At 42.8% G+C, this 21,968-nt stretch carries 15 protein-coding genes; 7 read left to right on the forward strand and 8 right to left on the reverse strand.

Translation table 11 applies throughout. From position 1 onward, the window contains the following. Positions 1 to 69: 69 nt before the first annotated feature. From Q4546_RS16945 to Q4546_RS16965, 5 genes are all read right to left on the reverse strand, one after another. Complete coding sequence (locus tag Q4546_RS16945; RefSeq protein WP_102531446.1) at positions 70 to 1,695, reverse strand: tryptophan halogenase family protein; 1,626 nt, start codon at positions 1,693 to 1,695, stop codon at positions 70 to 72. A 222-nt stretch (positions 1,696 to 1,917) separates the two neighbouring features. Beyond that, positions 1,918 to 4,935, reverse strand: coding sequence for a TonB-dependent receptor (locus Q4546_RS16950; RefSeq protein WP_303446682.1), 3,018 nt, complete (start codon positions 4,933 to 4,935; stop codon positions 1,918 to 1,920). 718 nt (positions 4,936 to 5,653) lie between these two features. Beyond that, a complete protein-coding gene (locus tag Q4546_RS16955) occupies positions 5,654 to 6,655 on the reverse strand; it encodes a LacI family DNA-binding transcriptional regulator (RefSeq protein ID WP_303446683.1) in 1,002 nt (333 codons plus the stop codon). Positions 6,656 to 6,907: 252 nt separating this feature from the next. Next, entirely contained in the window at positions 6,908 to 8,227 is a 1,320-nt protein-coding gene (locus Q4546_RS16960) for a glycoside-pentoside-hexuronide (GPH):cation symporter (protein ID WP_102439784.1), read from the reverse strand. A gap of 104 nt (positions 8,228 to 8,331) precedes the next feature. After that, a complete protein-coding gene (locus Q4546_RS16965; protein ID WP_303446684.1) occupies positions 8,332 to 9,663 on the reverse strand; it encodes a GH1 family beta-glucosidase in 1,332 nt (443 codons plus the stop codon). Between the two features lie 397 nt (positions 9,664 to 10,060). Here Q4546_RS16965 and Q4546_RS16970 point away from each other — a divergent pair, with 397 nt between their 5' ends. The 5 genes from Q4546_RS16970 to mak all read left to right on the forward strand — a co-directional run bounded on the left by Q4546_RS16970 (position 10,061) and on the right by mak (position 18,451). Further along, positions 10,061 to 11,233 (forward strand): sugar MFS transporter, encoded by a 1,173-nt coding sequence (locus Q4546_RS16970; protein WP_303446689.1) that lies wholly within the window; start codon positions 10,061 to 10,063, stop codon positions 11,231 to 11,233. Between the two features lie 77 nt (positions 11,234 to 11,310). Further along, positions 11,311 to 13,971 (forward strand): exo 1,3/1,4-beta-D-glucan glucohydrolase, encoded by a 2,661-nt coding sequence (locus tag Q4546_RS16975; protein ID WP_303446685.1) that lies wholly within the window; start codon positions 11,311 to 11,313, stop codon positions 13,969 to 13,971. Positions 13,972 to 14,143: 172 nt separating this feature from the next. Beyond that, positions 14,144 to 16,294, forward strand: coding sequence for a glycoside hydrolase family 16 protein (locus Q4546_RS16980; protein WP_303446686.1), 2,151 nt, complete (start codon positions 14,144 to 14,146; stop codon positions 16,292 to 16,294). 338 nt (positions 16,295 to 16,632) lie between these two features. Next, entirely contained in the window at positions 16,633 to 17,418 is a 786-nt protein-coding gene (cysQ, locus tag Q4546_RS16985) for a 3'(2'),5'-bisphosphate nucleotidase CysQ (RefSeq protein WP_102476203.1), read from the forward strand. A gap of 127 nt (positions 17,419 to 17,545) precedes the next feature. Further along, the gene (gene mak / locus Q4546_RS16990; RefSeq protein ID WP_102439789.1) at positions 17,546 to 18,451 is read left to right on the forward strand and encodes a fructokinase; all 906 of its coding nucleotides are present in this window, start codon (positions 17,546 to 17,548) and stop codon (positions 18,449 to 18,451) included. Between the two features lie 80 nt (positions 18,452 to 18,531). Here mak and Q4546_RS16995 read toward each other — a convergent pair whose 3' ends face one another. After that, positions 18,532 to 19,386: a PA4780 family RIO1-like protein kinase gene (locus Q4546_RS16995; RefSeq protein ID WP_102476196.1), complete on the reverse strand. Its 855-nt coding sequence runs from the start codon at positions 19,384 to 19,386 to the stop codon at positions 18,532 to 18,534. Positions 19,387 to 19,694: 308 nt separating this feature from the next. On the opposite strand from Q4546_RS16995, the gene Q4546_RS17000 reads away from it, so the two are divergent. Beyond that, positions 19,695 to 20,111: a GNAT family N-acetyltransferase gene (locus Q4546_RS17000; protein ID WP_303446687.1), complete on the forward strand. Its 417-nt coding sequence runs from the start codon at positions 19,695 to 19,697 to the stop codon at positions 20,109 to 20,111. A gap of 16 nt (positions 20,112 to 20,127) precedes the next feature. Here Q4546_RS17000 and Q4546_RS17005 read toward each other — a convergent pair whose 3' ends face one another. After that, entirely contained in the window at positions 20,128 to 20,787 is a 660-nt protein-coding gene (locus Q4546_RS17005; RefSeq protein WP_102439792.1) for a methyltransferase, read from the reverse strand. 192 nt (positions 20,788 to 20,979) lie between these two features. On the opposite strand from Q4546_RS17005, the gene Q4546_RS17010 reads away from it, so the two are divergent. After that, positions 20,980 to 21,258, forward strand: a complete 279-nt coding sequence (locus Q4546_RS17010; protein WP_102476198.1) for a hypothetical protein — start codon at positions 20,980 to 20,982, stop codon at positions 21,256 to 21,258. Positions 21,259 to 21,747: 489 nt separating this feature from the next. Here the strand turns inward: Q4546_RS17010 and Q4546_RS17015 are convergent. Then, positions 21,748 to 21,968, reverse strand: a 221-nt coding sequence (locus tag Q4546_RS17015) for a hypothetical protein (protein ID WP_303446688.1), incomplete at its 5' end; no start/stop codon positions are given.

Genomic DNA, 21,968 nt, shown 5'->3' on the forward strand with positions numbered 1-21,968 from the left:
GCTGACATCCTAATCAAGTACAGTCATTGCTGTTTATGTTGTCGTTATAATTTATCAATGGGTTGGGTGCTAAATACGAGATAACCCATATTGTTGGATTTTATTAAGTAATTCTCGATTACTCGGTAATACTTGCTTTAAACCTTGGGTACGTTTGATATTGTCGGCAAATAATTGCTGAGCTCTATTTTGTAAAGAAGGTTTTAATTGGTTTGGCATCTGGGTTTCAAAGCCCATTCCGTAAAGCACAAATTGAAAGCTCGCAGCCGGAAACAGCACATCAGTATGTTGAATGTCATGACGGCTTGGAGGCTGGGTCTGCCATAGTTGTAACTGCTCTTGCAAGCTATCAGGAATGGTGGATGATTCACGATGATCATGCCAATAGTCACTGTCACTGCGTTTACTCAGCACATAATGCAATTTCAAAAACTCGATAATTTGTTGCCAATGTTGCTGAAAACGCTTATTCACTCTAGCCGATACAATATCCATCACCTGACGGTTAGCAGGGAGTTGCTGCGCAAGGGTATTAGCGCTCCATTCAACTAAGGCTAATGCCGATGCCTCTAAGGGCTCAATAAAGCCTGAAGCCATACCAATAGCCATACAGTTGTTTTTCCAGCACACCTGCCTATGACCTGGGGCGATGGAAAGCGCTCTAATGTTGAGATTATCAACATCTAACCCCGCGGTCGGTTTTAGATAATCGATCAGTTGTTGCTCCGCCTCAGCTTGCGTTGTATGACTCGACGAGTACACATGTCCAACACCGCGGCGTGTGGGTAAGCCGATATCCCAAATCCAGCCATTAGTTTGCGCGGTTGAATGGGTACATGAAGCGATATCTGTTTCAGGCTCAGGGTAGGGGACTTGTACCGCTAGGGCTGAGTCATTAAATAACACTGCCTTTTGGCAAATGAATGGCACTTCAAGTTGCTCGCCCAAAAGTAATGATTTCACCCCAGTGCAATCAACAAATAAGTCAGCTGCAATTTCACCTGAGTGTTTAGTGGCTAAATAGCCAATGTCGCCGTTGTCTTTTTTATGAATAGCCGTGACGTGATCGCGTATATGGCTGACGCCGAGTTTTTCAGTGCAATGCTTTTGTAGCAGTTGACTAAATTTACCGGCGTTTAAATGGTAACCGTAATTATTTTGAAATTGATACTCAGCAGTGGTGATTTGCTTAGGCGCTAAAAATAGCTGACTCAGTTGGTTTTGCTGACCGACAGCATCAGCAAAGCTGACTTGGTCACGGTGGGGTAACCAATAGGGGCATAAATCAATTTCGTTAGTGCCCATCGGCAGGCTAAACGGGTGTAGATAATGATCGCTGCTTTTATTGCTTGGACTATTGCTTGGACTATTGTTTGGGTTATTGCTGTGGTTTTCAGTCAGCGAATGGGTCCAATTAATAAACCGTGAACCTTGCTTGAAGCTGGCATCGCAACTGATTAAAAATTCTGTTTCACTGATACCGATTTTTTTTAAGGTGGTGCGCATTGAAGGCCAAGTGCCTTCGCCAACGCCAATCGTGGCAACATCAGGGGATTCTATCAGGGTAATGTTGAGCTTGGGAGAGGGCGATAGTTTGCCATTATCAGCATTATGTTCAGCAGCCAGAATACCTGCTGTAATCCAACCTGCAGTGCCGCCACCGACAATGACTATATGATTTATCGCTTGTTCCATAAAAGGGCCTATTGTTTTTATTAATATCTTTAAGGCTTAGTTGTTAACTTAAACAGCATCGAATAATTTTCAGTCACTTACAAGGGATAGTTAGTGAAATCTGTATTCAGTAGTTTGATAAAAAAGTGCAACGTCCTTGTTGCTAATGGATGTAGCTTAAAAAAAGAGGTGACCATGGGGTCACCTCAAACGACCTTACTTTTTGATAGATTTACATACACATTAGAATGTGTAACGCGCACCTAAGCTATAACGTGCCCCAGTTTGGGTGTAGTTAAGTACTTCTGTGTACGAACGACCATGGGTACGGGTGTTTTCGTTGGTAATATTAAGACCTTCGAAGAACACGGTTAAGCCTTCTACTGCCGCAATGTCATAACCGATATTAAAATCAAGTTGTGAGTATTCTTCAGTATAAGTGGGGTTAGCACCAGTATCATTGCCGGTAGAGTTTAAGAACTCATCACGCCAGTTCCACGCTAAACGTGCTGAGAAACCATAGTCTTCATACATAGCAACAATGTTGGCAGTATCACTGATATTCGTTAATACGTTTTGTGGCGCATCAGCTGCACGAGAGACACTGTCAGGGCGACCTAAGTTAGTATTATCATAATCATCACCGGCATTAACTAAGGTGTAGTTAGCTTGTAAACCAAAGCCTGACTCACCAAAGAAGTGCTGTACTGCAAATTCCCAACCATCAATTACAGAGCTTTCACTGCTGTTAGTTGGTGATGTCAGAACGAAGTTCACACTTGGGTCACCAGGGTTACCGGTGATTTCAATATTGCCGTTATCAGGATTTATCGTAACGTTTGGATCTGTTGCGCCATAGTTGTCATAAATCCATTGACGTTGTTCAATTGCTGTTGTTGCCCCTGCAGCAATCGCTTCTTGAACGTATACCCCATTTGATGGATCAGGAATATTGTAAATATCAGAGTTAATCGCGTTGTTATCGATGAAGTTAGTCACATCTTTTCTGAAGTAACCAACCGAGACATAACTGGCATTGTCGTAGTACCATTCTGCAGAAAAATCGATATTTTCAGACTCTAACGGTAATAAGCTTGGGTTACCTGTAGAGCCGCTACCACCGCCACGGTTTGCAAGTGTACCAACTGTGGTACCACCTTGAATCGAGGTATAATCAGGGCGACCAATTGTTTCACTGTACGCCGCACGTAACATGACATCTTCTACCACTTCAATATTGAAGTTAAAGCTGGGTAAGAAGTAATCATATTCACCCGTTTGGGTTTGGAATACGCGGCTATCTGCAGCAGTACTTTGTAAAGCAATTTCAGTTTCTGCTATCCAAGTTGCTTCATCATATGATGAAACAGCAGATTTTGATTCAACATCTGTTTGCTCATAACGTACACCCACGTGCACATCAAATGGCATGTCACCGATATCGCCTTCGTAGTTATATTGGATATAAGCTGATTGAGACTCTTCTTGAGTAAAGCGGTCGGTATCGCTGGCGTAATCTGTTGATGGGCAGAAACCATTACCACAATCACCAACAGCAGTAGAACCATATAATTCAGCAGCGCGGGCACGAACTGCTTCAAAGTCCCATAAGAAAATCACATCTTGTGGGTCAATAGATGCTGAACCTTGATAATCTGAGAAGTCACCTTGTGAACCGTCAAATTTATCTTGCACGCTGCCTGCTGGGAACCAAGCTGGGTCAAAGTCACCTTCAGCGCCAACGCCACCCCAGTCATTACGTTGTACGTTTACGGATTGCGAATGGTTGTTTACGTCAGTTGCTGCAATACCAAAGTCAATGCTACCGGCTTCTTCAAAGATGTAAGTACCATTAATTTGTAGTTGCTCGATTTCAGACTTGTTACGAGCATTACCAAATACCGAACCAGTTACGCGCATGTCTTCTGGGCGAACTTGATTACCACCACCAACAGCAAGCACAGGCACATCACCAGTAAAGTCAGTTGCCGCACTAGTACGAATAAATGCTGCTGTACTTAAGTTACTACTACTACCGTTTTTATTGTTCGGTGAACGCTCAGCTTCAGAGCTATGGTAATCAAGTGATAAGAATAAGTTATCAGTTGCATCCCACTCTAAGTTAAAGCCAATTGAACCACTTTCATCACGGGTGCCATAATCGCCCGCCGCCATAGATAAATCAGCGCCGCCATCAGGATAGATTTCAGAATAAACCAGTGGTGAAGATACTGGCCCATCAGACCAAGTACTTTCTTGCGTTGGAACAAAGTTAAACCATGCCGAAACATCATGTGATTGAGTATCGATATCGTTTTGCATGTAAGTGTAATCTAACGTAGCACGAAGAGAATCGATTGGTTCGTACTGCAATACTAACTGACCGTTGGTACGAGCGCGTTGTTGCTCTTCAAAACGGTACACAGTTGTTTGTGGTACCGAGTAAACATCGCCTTCACCAGGTCGGTTTATTTGATTATCATCTTTTGGTACGCCGCCCCACTCAGCATTACTGCCACCCCAATCTTGGTCAACAATACCAGGGAAACTGCGCCAGCCGGTACCCACTTGGGCTTGCTGGTTACCACTTTCACGTTCTTGATAACTGGCTGAAATTGAAATACCAAATTTGCCATCAGCAAAGGTATTTGAGTAAATACCAGAAAGTTCAGGCGTGATAGAGCCTTCATCGGTAGAAGTATCATCTACGGCTTTCACGCCGAAACTGGCTTTTAAACCAGGAGAACTTAAAGGGCGATGAGTTAGAACATTGATTGTTGCGCCAATACCACCAGTTGAGTTTTTAGCTTGGCTAGTTTTTTCAACTTCAACAGCGCTAATGGCTTCTGAGGCAATGTTGGCAAAATCAAATGAACGAGAACCGGTTGTCACAGGCATTTGACGGCCATTGAGCATCACTAAGTTTTGGTCGGCGCCAAAACCACGCACAGAAACACGGCTACCTTCACCGTTTTGTCTGTCAATTGATACACCAGTAATACGTTGTAAAGACTCTGCTAAGTTACTGTCCGGGAACTTACCAATATCTTCTGCGTTAATTGCATCAACAACACCGTTAGAGCTGCGTTTTAAATCCATCGATTTAATTAAGCTACCACGGATACCAGTGACCTTAAGTACTTCGATGTTTTCATCGGCAACAACTTCATCTGCTGCAAATGCTGGCATCATGGTACTTGCGCTCAGTACTACCGACAAGCTAGTGGCAATTCTGGTTTTTCTAAATGTTCTAGGTTTCATCTAAGTCTCCCCTCGACTTCGAATTCAGGCTACTACTCTCTGATTTTTTATTCGGGTTACGATTAATTCGTAACGTTCTTTATTCATCATTTTGTTAGCGCTTGGTTAAGGCTTTGTGTAAAACACTATGTAAGCGCTTACATAAAACTAGATTAATTTGTTAACAGCGTCAACATTATTTAGCATAAAGATTACAACTCATTAACCGTGTTTTTTTGTGAAAATGTTAGGAGTTTCCAGTAAGTTATTGTTATTAATCTGGTAAATTGTGTTTCTATTGCTTTTTTAAAATAGTTAGATAAAAATATTTTTTGTGATAGCGCTTACATAAATTTGTAAAAATATGTGCTTGGGGAGCTGTTTATTGCCATAAATGGAAGCTGATTCTTAAAAACGTACAATTGCAGCTTTAGTGAACAGTGTTTAGCTTGGCTTTAGGGGGGATTTTTATCAGTTAATTAGGCTGTTAGAGAGTAAAAAGAGTAATCTAGATTGATAATTAAAAAGCTCAAAAAATGCCGCAATTGCAGCGATAAAAACGGTATTTGGCAGGCAGCATTAGCGATAGGGCTGACGATTAATGAGCTTACTATTGAGGATTGCTGACTTATAGGTTTAAAAGATTAGCGTGTGCGGGTACTAGGAGGGTTATAACCCAGTTGTATCAGTGGCTATATCACCACTGATAACAATTAATATGCTGTGCTTTAGTTATCATCTATTTGATTGGCGCTGTCGCAGAGTTTCTAACCACCAGCTGAGGAGTAAAGGTATTTTCTACATTGGCGCTGGTATTATAAACATGTTTTAATACCCAAAATGCCGCCATTTTACCCATTTCGTGGATTGGGTTATTAACCGTGGTGAGCTTCGGGGAGATATATTGCGGGAAAGGAATATTATCGTAACCCACAAAAGATAAGTCTTGGGGGATCTTCATGCCGCGTTCAAGACAAACAGCAATAGCACCAGAGGCCATTTGGTCATTGGCACATACCACAGCAGTAAAGGGTTTATTGACGCTCAGTAAGTGTTCCATCGCCAAACTGCCACTGTGCTCTTTAAAGTCACCCTCAAAGCACAATTGCTCATCAAACTTGAGATCAAATTCTGTTAATGCCCGTTGATGGCCACGCAAGCGGTCCTTGGCATCGAGTTTAAATTTAGGGCCTGAGATATAAGCAATAGCTTTATGTCCATGGCTGAGAATGTGTTTAGTGGCTAAATAGCCACCCAGTTCATTATCTAAGTAAACGCAGGCATCACTGATTTCTTCAATGTAGCGGTTAATTAATACAATGGGCGTTGGGCCTTGGCAAAGCTTTATAAGGTAGTCATCGTCTACAGCTTCAACATCAAGAATTAACGCATCACAACCGCGACTCATTAAAAACTCAACGCCTTCTTTTTCTTGGGTTTCGACACTATGACCAGCGGCAATAATAACGTGTTTATTGGCCGTTCTGAGGGCTGTTTCAATTTCGGTCATCATAGGGCCGTAATAGGGGCCATCTAATTGAGACACTAACACCCCAATACTGTTTGAGCGGTTAGATGCTAATGACTGCGCGATAGAGTTAGGTCGATAACCCAATTGCTCCATTGCGCTTAATACTTTTTGTTTGGTCTTGTCGCTGACTTTGGTGTTGTTATTCATTACTCGCGACACAGTCGCAAGTGAAACACCCGCCAAGACAGATACATCATATATTGTTGCCATATATCCCTATTTAAGCTTTCCGTATTAGATAATCATTTAAGCGGCGATTAGCCTACCATGAACTATTTAGCATAATCACTAAAAAAAACCTTCACTTAGTGCTTAATTCTTTATTTTATGTGGCAATAAAGCCTTAAACCTTCAGCAATACGGATTTTATATTGATATTTGTATTCATCATTATCGAGAAGCAGTTAACGATATTCAATATCTCGAAGTAGCTAATTAGTTAACTACTTCTTATTTAGCTATTTATTTAGTGATGGCTAAATGCACTCTTTCAACTTCCTGATTATCAAGAGTGTACCAGCGCATAACCACAGCCACGATAATTGAGCCAATAGCAGGGTATAAGGTAAATGAAATTAAAATGCCCTGTTTAGTGGTTTCAGTTAACTCAGTATCAGCTTGATAGCCATACATTGCCAGTAACCAACCCGCAGCAGCACCGCCAATTGCCACCCCTAATTTGATGAAGAAAATAACCGATGAATAAATCATCCCGGTAATTCTTACCCCAGTTTTGAATTGGCCATAATCAACCGCATCAGCCATTTTGGCCCATAGTAGCGGGGTACCCATATTAAAGGTAAAGCCCCATAGAATATAAAGCGCAAAGGCGAGTTCCACTTGCTCACTTGAGACAAAATACGCGGCGACGCATAAAATGGCGGCAATGAGTTGAATGGTGATATAGGCTTTTACTTTACACACTCTTTTAGCGAGTGGTTGCGCCAAAATACAGCCGAAAATATTTCCAATCATGCCTAAAGTAATAAACCAGGTGATCATGTCTGGTAAGTTGAGGTAATACTTGACGTAATAAATCGCTAAACTGGTTTTTAAAACCATGCCAGATAATAAGCAAATTGCTGCCACAGAAAGCACGCGCCATTGGTCATTTTTTAATAGGTTTTTGAAATCTGCTTTAAACGTCGAATTTTGATCTTGCGGAGGATGTAAGCGCTCTTTGGTGCCGACAAAACACAGTAAGAACATGATCACGCCAAGAAAACTCATGGCGGCAATGGTCAGCTGATAACCTTTGGCTTGATCGCCTTGGCCGAAAAACTCAACTAATGGTAGCGTCAATCCTGACACCATTAATCCGCCTAGCATGGCAAAAACAAAACGATAAGATTGTACTGACACACGCTCTTTAGGATCGGCAGTTAACACTCCGCCCAAAGCGCAATAGGGAATGTTAATGGCGGTGTAGACCATCATTAACGCAGTGTAAGTGACGAAGGCATAGATCATTTTGCCTTCTTCAGCTAAATCAGGTGTCGTAAAAGCCAGCACACTGATTAATCCAAAGGGTAGCGCAAACCACAGTAAGTAAGGCCTAAACTTACCCCAGCGGGTATTGGTTCTGTCGGTTAAGGCGCCCATCAAAGGATCGGTAATCGCATCAATTACCCTAACTGCTAGGAACATGGTGCCGACAAAGGCCGGTGAAATGCCAAAAATATCAGTATAGAAAAAAGTTAAAAATAGCATTACGGTCTGAAACACAATATTGCTGGCGGTATCACCTAATCCATAGGCTATTTTTTCTTTAACGCTAATCATGCGAACCTCTTCCGGGTCATTATTATGGTTGTGCTGTTTTTAGTTATCGGCTTTAAATATTGTTCTAGTTAACTTAGATGTGGTGCAAAGTTAACCCACAGTCTTTATTGACGTTGACTGATAAAGTCGCGATAAGCTAAGCCACTTCTTTTAATGGTGCGCTGCTGAGTTTGATAATCAACATACACGATTCCAAAACGTTTTAAATAGCCTTCAGCCCATTCAAAGTTATCCATTAAACTCCAAGCGAAATAACCGACGACATTAACGCCTTGATTAATGGCATCATTTACAGCGTTTAAGTGAGCTTGGTAATACTCAAGACGATCTAAATCATCAACTTGGTTATTAACAATTTTATCGTCCATGGCGGCACCATTTTCAGTGATATAAACAGGCGGTAATGTATATGTACTATTTAAACTAGTCAGTAAGTCAGTAAATGCACTTGGGTAGATCTCCCAGCCTATATCGGTTTTAGGGGCATCTTTCATATCAACTTGAACAAATTCATTTTTATCACAAGCGCTATAAACTGCGCGGGTATAAAAGTTAATCCCTAAGAAGTCCAGTGGCTGCTTAATAATCTCCATGTCACCTGCTTGAATGTCAGGTTTATCTGCATCATCAAAATCATGAATAATTGCAGGGTATTCACCGTCCATTATTGGCTTCATATACCACTGGTTAAAATAATCATCGGCGGTTTGAGCGGCTTTTATATCGGCATCAGTGTCAGTTAATGGATAGCAAGGGGTGAAATTAAGCACGATACCGTTTAATGCATTAGGACAATTTTGTTGAATGACTTTTAAAGCCAAGCCATGGGCCAGTAATAAGTGATGGGCTGATTGACGGCCAAATGCTTTGCTGGCAAGCCCTGGGGCATGAACACCCACTTCATAACCTAAGTATGAACTGCAAAAAGGTTCATTTAAGGTGGCGTAAGAATAGACTTTGTCACCTAAAGCTTGGGTGATTTTATCTGCGTAGTCTGCAAATAAGTATGCGGTTTGACGATTGAGCCAGCCACCTTGATCTTCAATATGCTGCGGTAAGTCCCAATGATACAAGGTGGCGTAAACCTTTATACCGCGGCTATTTAACTCATCAATTAAGTTGATATAAAAGTCGACACCTTGTTGATTGAGGCTACCATCTTGCTTAATGACTCGTGGCCAAGAAATTGATAATCGGTAGGCATCAACGCCTAAAGATTCGATTAATTGCACATCATCTTTGAATAATGCCACATGCTCACAAGCGTGTTTCCCGTCTGAACCATCACGAATTTTACCGGCCGTTGCACAGAAGGTATCCCATATGCAAGGGAGGCGGGTATCGGCGGCGCCTTCAATTTGAAAAGAAGCAGTTGCCACCCCAAAAGTGAACTCTTTTGTGTGCATTTTTGAATTTGATGGTAAAGATATTTTCATATTTTTCATTCGCTTAATAAGTTTTTCGCGTGTTTAGGTCAGAGTGACTTAAAAGTGCGAGTCTCAGTGTGCTTAGCAGTTTAAAATCCGATTTTTACTGCGAAAAATCGTTGACATTCGTTATCGGTATGTTAAAAATGAAAGCGCTTACATCGAGGTTAGTGATTAATTAACAAAAGGTCAATAATTGATTTACACAATCTTTGGTGTGCCTATCAATGAAAATGTTAATTTAATTGATAGTCATTTACCCAAAATAAATAACAATAAATGAGGAAATGTTATGGCTAGTGCACCTTCAAATGGGGTTGCTGAACCAATCAATAGTGATATTGGCAATGTTCATCAAACAGGAAATTTTCGTTTTGCGCTGGTGGCATTAACGTCATTATTTTTTATGTGGGGCTTTTTAACTTGCCTCAATGATATTCTTATTCCTTACCTGAAAGATATGTTCGAACTTAACTACACCCAAGCAATGTTGGTGCAGTTTTGTTTCTTCGGCGCCTATTTTATTGTCTCAATTCCCGCAGGGCATTTGGTGGGAAAAATTGGTTATCAAAAAGGGATTGTTACCGGCTTAGCTATTGCTTGTGTTGGTTGTTTAATGTTCTACCCTTCAGCAAGTTATGCATCTTACTGGATGTTTTTAAGCGCATTTTTTGTGTTAGCGTCAGGCATTACCATTTTACAGGTTGCAGCCAATCCTTATGTCAGTGCTTTAGGTCCTGCTGAAACCGCATCATCACGTTTAACCATGACTCAAGCTTTTAATTCTCTTGGTACCACAGTGGCGCCATTTTTTGGCAGTTGGTTAATTTTAAGTAGCTTAACTCACAATAGTGATCCTGCCATTGAAGCAGTACATCATGCCAGCACCGTTCAGGTGCCTTACTTGATGTTAGCGGGCGCCTTATGTGTGTTAGCGGTTATTTTTATGATTTTAAAATTACCAGTGTTAGGGATTAAACCAACAAATACCTCAGGGACAAGTAGCGGCAGTGCTTGGAAGTATCCTCATTTAGTCTTAGGGGCTGTGGGTATTTTTGTTTATGTCGGCGCAGAAGTGGGTATTGGCAGCTTTTTAATTAATTTTTTAACTCAGCCAGATATTGGCGGCTTTACTGAAGCTGAAGCGGCTAACTACATTGCCTATTATTTTGGCGGCGCAATGGTGGGGCGCTTTATTGGCGCACTGGTAATGCAAAAAATCTCAGCCGGCAAAGTGCTGGCCTTTAATGCCACTTGTGCCGTGCTATTAGTCGCTGTTGCCATGTTTGCAGAAGGCACCACGGCGATGTGGGCCTTATTATTAGTGGGCTTATGTAACTCGATTATGTTCCCAACCATCTTTAGTTTAGCGCTACAAGATTTAAAGCAATATACCAGCCAAGGTTCAGGGGTGTTGTGCCTGGCTATTGTCGGCGGCGCGATAGTGCCATTACTGCAGGGCATTATGGCTGACAGCTTAGGTATCCAATTAGCTTTTGCATTGCCGTTAATTTGTTATGCATTTATTGCTTATTACGGCTTAGTGGGTAGCAAGGCTACACGACCACAAAGCGTTTGATTTTAGAACTGTATGATTTGTATCAAAAAACTTACATAAACAAATTACATAAAAAAACGATTTTAAAAGGCGTGATTATGAGAACAGTAAACTCAATGAATACATTTAAGCGATTAACGCTGCCCGCGCAGGTTTTGGCGGTGTTGGTTGGCTTAAGTGCGTGTGGTCAAGATGAAGTCAAACCCGTAACGCCAGAGTCTAGTAGCGAAGTTACTAGCGCAGCGGAAACTGTGGCACAAGCTTCTATCACAAAAGCAACAGCGGCAACCAATATTGATATTTGGCCAACACTTGCTATTCCATTTGCTAAAGATGTTGTCCTTGAAACGCGTATCGATAAGCTGATGGCGACCATGACCTTAGAGCAAAAAGTCGCGCAAATGATCCAGCCTGAAATTCGCGACATTACTGTGGAAGATATGCGTAAATACGGTTTCGGCTCTTATTTAAATGGCGGCGGTGCTTATCCAAATGATGATAAACATGCCACGCCATCAGACTGGATTGAACTTGCTGAAAAAATGTATCAAGCGTCGATGGATGACAGTGTAGATGGTATTGCGATACCTACTATGTGGGGCACAGATGCCGTTCATGGTCATAACAATGTGATTGGCGCGACTTTATTCCCGCACAATATCGGTTTAGGCGCAGCCAATAATCCTGAGTTAATTAAGCAAATAGCTGCCATTACCGCCAAAGAAGTCATGGTAACCGGTATTGATTGGGTATTTGCGCCAACAGTGGCCGTTGTAAGGGATGACCGCTGGGGTCGTACTTATGAAGGTTATTCTGAAGACCCACAAATCGTAAAGTCATACTCTCATTCAATTGTTGAAGGCCTGCAGGGCGCCGTTAGCGAAGACTTTTTATCAGACCAGCATGTTATTTCAACCGTAAAGCATTTCCTTGGCGATGGCGGCACTGAAAAAGGTATCGATCAAGGCGATAACCTAGCGACTGAGCAGGAATTATTTGATATTCATGCCCAAGGTTATGTGGGCGGCTTAACTGCAGGAGCACAAACGGTGATGGCATCTTTTAATAGCTGGCATGGCAGTAAAATTCATGGTGATAAATATCTATTAAACGATGTATTAAAAGACAAAATGGGCTTTGATGGTTTTGTGGTTGGTGACTGGAATGGTCACGGACAAGTGGCAGGTTGCACCAATGAGTCTTGCGCACAGGCCGTCAATGCTGGTTTAGATGTGTACATGGTGCCAACCAGTGCTTGGAAGCCTTTGTATGAAAATACCATTGCCCAAGTCAAAAACGGTGTGATTGCGCAATCTCGTATCGATGATGCGGTGCGCCGTATTTTACGGGTAAAAATCCGCGCTGGGTTATTTGAAAAACCAAGCCCTGCTAATCGTGCCATTTCAGGTAAAACTGAGTTAATTGGTGCCAAAGAGCATCGCGACGTTGCCAGACAAGCTGTACGAGAATCGTTAGTGTTGCTGAAAAACAATAATAACATTTTACCTATTTCGCCTAGTGCCAAAATCTTAGTGGCAGGTGATGCTGCAGATAACATCGGTAAGCAATCGGGTGGCTGGAGTATTACTTGGCAGGGCACTGATAACTTAAATGAAGACTTTCCTGGTGCAACTTCAATTTATGCTGGTATTGAGCAAACGGTTAAAGCTGCAGGTGGTCAAACTTGGTTAAGCGTTGATGGTGCATTTGAGGCTGCGAATAAGCCCGATGTTGCGATTGTGGTATTTGGTGAAGAGCCTTATGCCGAAGGCAATGGTGATATTGATAACCTTGAATATCAGCGTGGTGATAAACGTGATTTAGCCTTACTAAAGTCGCTTAAAGCCCAAGGTATTCCTGTGGTAGCTGTGTTTATCAGTGGCCGCCCAATGTGGGTCAATGCTGAGTTAAATGCATCCGATGCATTTGTGGCTGCTTGGCTTCCTGGTACTGAAGGTGACGGGGTGGCTCAGGTATTACTGAGCCAAGCCAATGGCGAGGTTAATGAGAACTTTGCTGGTAAATTATCTTTCTCTTGGCCGACTCGCCCGCAACAAACCAAAGTGAATGTGTTTGATAAAGACTACGCGCCTTTATTTGGCTATGGCTATGGCTTGCATTATGGCGCTGACATCAACACTGAGGTTCCGAGTAATGTGGTCGCTAACACCTTATCTGAAGATAACTTTGCTACCGATGATAAGCTTGAAGCATTACCATTATTTGAACGTGCTGTAAAAGCACCTTGGCGCTTGATGATAGGCACAGAAACGTCAATGGATACAGTCAGTAGTAGTATTCAGTCTAATGATGTGGTTACGCTGCGCACCTTTGATAAGCAAGTTCAAGAAGATGCCCGCTTAATTAGCTTTAACGGCTCAGGATTAGGCTTTGTGGGGTTAATTAGTAACTTCCCGCGGGACTTACGAGCTTACTCGAATAGCAATGCCGCGCTGAGCGTAATGATTAAAACTGCTAAAAAACTTGAGCAGCCATTATTACTGGGTATGGCATGCGATAGAGATTGCCGCGCTGATGTTGATATTACCGAGCAGCTTAATAGCGTCGCCATTGATACATGGCAAACCATCAGTGTTGATTTGCAATGTTTTAAAGAGCAGCAACTGGACTTTGGCAAAATCAATACGCCGTTTTACCTTTCAACGGTAGGCGCAGCAGAAGTGAGTTTTAGTGATTTAGTTATAGTGCCAAATGGCGCTGAACAAGCCACTATTTCATGTGCCACTAACGAGCAGTAATCGTTAGCGGCAGTAGGCATTCTGGTTTAAGTATTTATCAAACCTGAATGAGTTAACCCGCTAAGATCCTCTTAGCGGGCATGTTAATCCACCAATGACGTTGAACTTACAATTGAGTTTGTAGGGCATTTTGCTGGAATTTTTTAGATATTTTGCGATTGGGGAATCAAGAATGTTCAATAGAAAATTACCGTTAAATTTGGCTCTAAGCCAGGCTTTTTCATCCGCTAAAGTCATTAGCGCGGCGAGTTTAACTGCGCTGCTGCTAATAGGATGTGGCTCAGATAATGAGACTGAAACTGAGCCTGAAGTTGAATCAGAGCAAGCGTCAGTAGACTCTGGCTCAGACTCTGATTCAGACACGGGTTCAGGGCAAGAAAACGCAAGCTGGTCATTGGTGTGGAGTGACGAATTTGACGGCGCTGAGATTGATGCCACTAAATGGAATTTAGCCCATAACTGTTATGGCGGCGGCAACGAAGAATTACAATGTTATACCCAGCGCGCTGATAACAGCCAAGTGGTTGATGGTAAGTTAGTGATTACCGCTCTGCGGGAAGATTTTAATGGCCCTGCAGTAGCATTGGGCGATCCTAATTACGATGCCAATGACACTTCAAAACAGCAGCCTTACACTTCGGCGCGTTTAGATTCGACCCATAAAGGCGATTGGAAATATGGCCGCTTTGAAATTAAAGCCAAAATGCCACAAGGTCAGGGCACTTGGCCGGCCATTTGGATGTTGCCCACTGACTGGGTTTATGGTCCTTGGGCAGGCTCTGGCGAAATCGATATTATGGAAGCGGTTAATCTGAAAGTGATCACCAATGGCGATGAGTCCCAGACACCTGAAAGCCGGGTTCATGGCACTTTGCATTATGGTAAAGCTTGGCCTGGCAATGTCTATTCTGGCGCAGAGTACAGTTTGCCACACGGCGCAAATCCTGCCGATGATTTTCATGTTTATGCCCTTGAATGGGAGCAAGATGAAATTCGCTGGTATGTAGATGATGTGCATTTTGCCACTCAGCGCTCAACGGGTTGGTACAGTCAATACACTGATGCTGAGGGGATTTTACAACAAGCCCCTGAAGATGCACCTTACAATCAAGCGTTTCACATGATCCTCAATTTTGCCGTTGGCGGTACTTGGGCGGGTAATGTCAACAACACTGGGGTGGATGAGTCGGTATTTCCACAAACCATGGAGGTGGATTATGTGCGCGTGTATGAATGCAGTGTCGCGCCAACAACAGGCAGTGGTTGTGCCACTATTGATGAGGCCGCAGCAGTGGTAGAAGGCCATCAGCCGCCAGCGATCACGACCCCCAGCACTGACATTGGCGCAGGACCAGAATTTATCATGTTTGACGATGCACTAGCCCAAGGGTTAGCGCTTGATAGCTATAACCCCGATGGCAGTATTACCTTGCAGACGCTGACAGTAGAAGGTCGCGGTGAGGTGCTGCAAATGGATAAAGTGGGCGCGACGGGTAATGCTTATTTCTCTTACCCTCCCACAGCCGATTTGTCTCATTGGGCCAATAATGGCTATTTAGTCTTTGATATTAACCTGTTATCTATCGACGATAATGTCGAGCTGCTGGTTAAAATTGACAGTGGTTGGCCTAATGTCAGTGATATTAACGTCACTCTGCCAGAGCTTAATACTTGGACTGAAGTAAAAATATCTATCGCAGAATTAGTCGCCAATGGCAATCGGTTTTCGCCAGGTAGCGTGGCTGACTTAGCTGCGGTAGTGAATCCGTTTGTGATTGAAGCATTAGGTAACATCAGCCTGCAAATTGATAATGTGCGCTATGAATACCAACTTACTGAAGTTGATGAACTGGTTGTTTATGATGATGAAGTAAAACCGCCATATAGCATAGGACATTACGCCGCTAATGGTTCAGTCGATATCGCTCAAGTTGATGCTGGTGGTGATTATGGCGCTGTAACTCAATTTAGTTTTAATACCGATGAAGCCGTGGTTTATTACCAAAGCACCGGATTAGGTCAAGATGTTAGCCAATTTAGTTTTGTTGAGTTTGATGTCAATGTGCTGACAGATCCTCGAAGCCAGCGCGACTTTAATATCAAGGTCGATTGTGGCCATCCCTGTAGCTCTGGTGACTTTGCCATTACTACGCCCGATATTGCCACTTGGACCCATTATAAGTTAGCGCTTGCAGACCTTGTTAGCCATGCTGGCTCAAGTTTAGATTTAACCCAAGTTGATACCCCATTAGTGATTTTTCCGGCTTGGGGCAATCAAAATGGGGTGGTTATGCAAGTAGATAATGTGCAGCTAACTAAATAACATTGTTTTAAATCAGTTTGAATACGAATGCAGCTAAGCCATTGTGCCTTTTATGCAAGGGGCACTTGGCTTACTATCTGTAAACGATGTTGCATATTAGTAGCAAAAATTAACTCAGAGGCGTGGCAGAGCTACCTTGATATTTATGCTAGTGAAAAGTTAACTAACATTGTTATTTCTAAGACAAACTAAATAGTTATAAATCATCTTGCGAGCAACTGGCATAATAGCGCTAAGTGATTTGAGTTAACCACAGGTTAACGTATTCATAAGGATGAACCTTGAAGGTATTTAGTTTTTCAGAGCAAGATGATGCGCAGCAGCCATTTACGAAACCGCTGTTTACCCAGCAGCATCTCACTAAAGTGGTTGAGATTGCCAAATTGGCTGGTGATGCAATTATGCAAGTGTATTCAGACACCGACTTGCAAGTAACGCAAAAACAAGATGATAGCCCAGTGACCGCTGCGGATATTGCCAGTCATAATGTGATTGTTAACGCATTAGCTCAGCAATTTGCTGGCATTAAGATCATGAGCGAAGAAGCCGCTGATATCCCTTGGTCAGAACGTAAAGAATGGCAAACTTATTGGTTAATTGACCCACTAGATGGCACCAAAGAGTTTATTAAGCGCAACGGTGAGTTTACCGTCAATATTGCCTTAGTTCATCAAGGCCGCGCTATGGTAGGAGTGGTATACGCGCCGGTATTACACAAATGTTATTCTGCCATTGTGGGTCAAGGCGCATGGCTTGAGTATCAAGGGCAGCAGCAACAGTTAGATATTAGCCAACAAACAGTCAGCCCTGTACCTGTGGTGGTGGGCAGTCGCTCCCATATCAGCCCTGGGCTTGAAGAGTTCCTTAAGGATGTGGGCGAGCACCAAATGCAAAGTGTTGGTAGCTCATTAAAGTTTTGTATGGTGGCAGAAGGCATTGCTGATGTGTATCCAAGACTGGGGCTAACCAGTGAGTGGGATACCGCTGCAGCGCAAGCTGTCGTTGAAGGCGCTGGTGGTCAGGTAGTGCGTTATCCTGAATTAACGTCCCTTGATTACAACCAAAAAGAAAATATTTTAAATCCGTATTTTATTGCGGCGTCACCAGCATGGTTTGCAAGGTAGCTATATAAACGAGTCATTGCAAAAGTGTCTAACTTGAAACCGTTAGCCTTTTATCAGCTCAATAATAGCTATTGCGGCACACTCATTTTGGTGAATAACAGATTCTAACGATATGGAGAGAGTTACTATGATGCGCATGGGTATTGACCTTGGCGGGACAAAGATTGAAGTGGTGGCGCTAGCCGAAGATAGTTCAGAGCTATTTCGTAAACGTATTCCAACACCTAAAAACTACCCTGAAACCCTTGATGCCATAGTAGGCTTAGTTAATGATGCTGAAGCCGAAACTCAGCAAACTGGCAGTGTGGGTGTGGGGATCCCAGGGGTGGTATCACCGTTAACGGGTTTGGTTAAAAATTCGAATTCAACTTGGATTAATGGTCACCCACTTGATAAAGATTTAAGCGCTCGTCTTGATAGAGAAGTGCGGGTAGCAAACGATGCTAACTGTTTTGCGGTATCTGAAGCTGTTGATGGCGCAGCCGCAGGCAAAGATGTGGTCTTTGGGGTGATTATTGGTACAGGCTGCGGTGGCGGTTTAGCGATAAATGGTAAAGTTCATGGCGGCGGTAATGGCATTGGTGGTGAATGGGGTCATAATCCTTTGCCGTGGATGACTTCGGACGAATTTAATTCTACATCGTGTTTTTGTGGCAACAAAGATTGCATCGAGACCTTTATTTCAGGCACTGGCTTTGTTCGTGATTTCCGCCGTGCTGGTGGTGAAGCTGACAGTGGCATTCAAATTTCGCAAATGATGGCCGATGGTCATCCGTTAGCGACCCAAGCATTTGTGCGCTTTATCGATCGTTTAGCACGCTCATTGGCACACCTGATTAATATGCTCGACCCTGATGTGATTGTATTAGGTGGCGGCGTATCTAATATTGATGCGATATACACTGAATTGCCAAAAGTATTACCTAAGTATGTGGTTGGCCGCGAGTGCGACACCTTAGTGGTTAAAAACGAATATGGCGCATCATCTGGGGTGCGTGGTGCAGCATGGCTGTGGGGTAAAAACGACCACTAGGTCGATGAGTTAACTCTTGAGTATTAAAACGGCGCTATCAGCGCCGTTTTTATTTACAGTCGAAATTAAGTGTGAGGGCGTTAAAGCTCTTCAGGCTCACTAATGCGTTCGCGGCGCTCTAGTTCTTCTTCAAAGGCTGCTTGAATTTCTTCTAGCACTGAATTGACATCAGCAGCGCTGGTATCCTCTTCAAATTCACCGCTAAGCTGGGTATCAGGCAGTAAGTCGCCTTTCTCATATAAGCTCCACATTTCCTTGGCATACTTTGTTAAAGCAAGCTCAGGTGCAAACTGCGAGTAATAGCGGGTCATATTGTTAACGTCACGTTCTAGCATGACCTTGGCATTATTATTGGCTGAAGCATCGACGGCTTGGGGCAGATCGATAATCACAGGTCCATGGTCATCTTGCAGTACGTTAAATTCCGATAAGTCACCATGGACGATGCCGGCACACAACATACGAGTGACATACCCCATCATGGTGGCGTGATCTTGTAACGCTTGTTCTGCGCTTAACACAATATCATTTAAACGCGGGGCCACATCACCTTGACCATCAGTGATCAGTTCCATTATCAGCACACCTTCAAAGCAGCCATAGGGGACAGGCACTCGAATATTGGCGTCAGCACATTTATACAAGGCATCTACTTCGGCATTTTGCCAGGCATTTTCTTGCTGCTCACGGCCGTAGCTGGAACCTTTTTCCATTGCACGGCTGCGACGGCTATTGCGACTTTTTCTACCTTCTTGATATTGCGCTGCTTTTTTGAAGCTCCGTTTAATGGCTTCTTTATACACTTTGGCGCAGCGGATTTCATTTCCACAGCGAACCATATAAACGGTGGCTTCTTTACCGCTCATTAATTGGCTTACGACTTCGTCAATAAGGCCATCATCAACCAGTGGTTGTATACGTTTAGGAGTTTTCATGGCGCCGTTATACCTTACTTAGGCTGAGGATGGTAGTGATTGGCTGAGTTAATGCCATATTATTGCAGCTTAATGATGGCTAGATGTCACTTTGGTACTAACCAAAGCAAATTTTAATAGCGCTAAATGATAAGATAGCCTGCAGTTACTCCGTATTATTAATGGGGTTTGCTTTGTTAATGGCCATAAATAGGAGCCATCAGGTGAAGATAAATTTGCAAACAGCGAGGCTGCTAATAAGGGAAATATCATCGTCAGAGTCTGCATCAGAGTTAACATCGCAGTCATCCGCACTCTTGATACAGCTTATGGCGTTGTTGACACCTGCAGTGGTTAATCATCTTCCTGCTAATTTTCAGCAGCTAAACTCACTACCAGCCGCCGAGTACTGGCTTGATGAAATGCTAGCACAAAGCCGTTTATGTCGGGTTGATGCGACTGATACAGACTTAATGATGGGATTAGTCTTTATGTATCTTGCTGATGAAGAAACAGCCCATATCGGTTATTTACTGGGTGAGCATTATTGGAAAAAAGGCTATGGAAGCGAGTTACTCACAGGAGTGATTGAATTTTCCCGGGATCAACTTCAATGGCGTAAATTAATCGCTGGGGTAGACAAAAGTAACCAAGCATCAGCTAAATTACTTTTAAAGCTGGGCTTTACCCAGCAAGCCATTACAGAGCAGAGCGTGATTTTTTATGAGTATATACTAGACTGCTAAGCGAAATTTAACTGCACTAGCTCTCTCTTGAAAAGCGCAAAATATGGCCTTTGAATTGTTGTGTTAAATAATCAGTGTGAATGGGTTTGATATGATTATGGCTAAAGCCGTATTCATCCATCTTGGTGGTGAGTTTGTTTTTTCGGCCACGACCGGGATCGACAATAACAATTTCACATTGGCGTTTGGCATGGGCTTGAATGAAGTAAGCCAGCAAGGCAATATGCTCATCTTCGTACAATAAATCACTGCCGATGATTAAATCGAACTGACCTAAATCACTGTTGTCATCAGCCCAATCGACTCGTTCAAAGTTTATCGATTTGTCGTTATTGAGTTGGGTATTTCTTAATAGAAAACCTTCAACCTCAGGGTGATAATCGGTGGCGGTAATATCATCGGCTCTTTGGTTTAACAGTAAGCTTGAAAGGCCGATACCACAACCAATCTCTAAAATGCGTTTACCTTGAGTTTGATAATCAAGCATGTGATTTGCCAGTACCATACTGGAAGGCCAGACTACCCCAAAAATGGGCCATAGCGCCGAAGAAATACCTAAGTCTTTAGCTGTGTTGTTATCGTCACTAAATTGCTGTTTATCTCGAAGGGTACATAAGTGAATATCGTTGTCACCAATTTCAATGGTGTGATAGCGAACGCGTACAGGGGTCGTCATTATTTGTCCTAGTTGGGTAGCTAAAGCTAAGCCAAATATCTAGAAAAATATAAATGACGAAACAATTGAATAACCACACTATAGTAATTTTCGATTAGCGCAAAGGATATAATCAACTAATTCGAATAAAACCTTGCTGTGCAGTGGCTACAATGGCTATCGTATAATTGATTTAATTATATTGGAGTTAATATGAAAGGACTCATCACTGCCGCGTTACTCTCTTTAGCGTCGTCTGATTGCGTTATTGCGCCGCAGGATTCATTAGCTATTCCCCTTGTGCAGCGGCAACAACTTAACAATATGGTATTAAGTAACGAGTACTTATCTGGCTGTGTTACTGAGCAATTAGCTGATATCACTGAAAAGGTGTGCCCAAAGGGTGACGCTTACTGTTGTGACAGTGAAGCGAGTATTGAGCTCACTTACCTGCAATGGGAGAACATTTACCAACATTGTATGGTGAAGTAGAGACACAGCGGATAAACCCTTACTAAGGCACTTATTTGCTTAAGCGCGCTTGGTGTTATTCATTTTCCTGTCGATGTACATTAAAGTCTGAAACTAGACAATAAAGATTGAAACTAAGACAACAAAGTTCGAAACGTCATGAGTTGTTTAAGTTGGCAGAACTCGCCACGGCAAACTTCCCTAACGATTTAGTGACCCAAATCTAGTTTGCCAGTTTGAACAAAAAAGTCGTGGTGCTTCACTTATACGAGTTATAAATCGCAAGTTTTCTTTAAGTCTTTCCAAACTTTGTTTGGATTAACGTCGTGGCGCTTCGCCCCTTCTTTTGCAAAGAGCAGAGTCAAGGGGGAAAGCGCTCACATTTTACAAAATAAGCCCTTAACAAACCCTCAGGCCCCAACGAAAAATGCTGAAAATCGCATGTTTTCAACGGGGATTGATCCAGCTTTTGACTTCGCTTGTAGTGTTCTTCGGTCATATTTGAAAATGCTAACGCCTCAGATGCGCCATCCATGGCCTAACGAAAGCTAGCTTGGCATCCATGCCAAGCTCACGGTCTTTTCTCGATGACCTCAATTCATATTGAGTCGGAGGCAAATAGATTTTCTGCTTTTTAGCTTTTTTATTCCCACGAATAAAGTCAAATCGAAGAGATAATAATCCCGGTGTAGATGCAGCAGCGAGCTTCTGACCGCCAAGGATGGTGGGAA

The sequence above is a fragment of the Shewanella sp. 4_MG-2023 genome (assembly GCF_030548015.1).
Classification (GTDB): Bacteria; Pseudomonadota; Gammaproteobacteria; order Enterobacterales; family Shewanellaceae; genus Shewanella.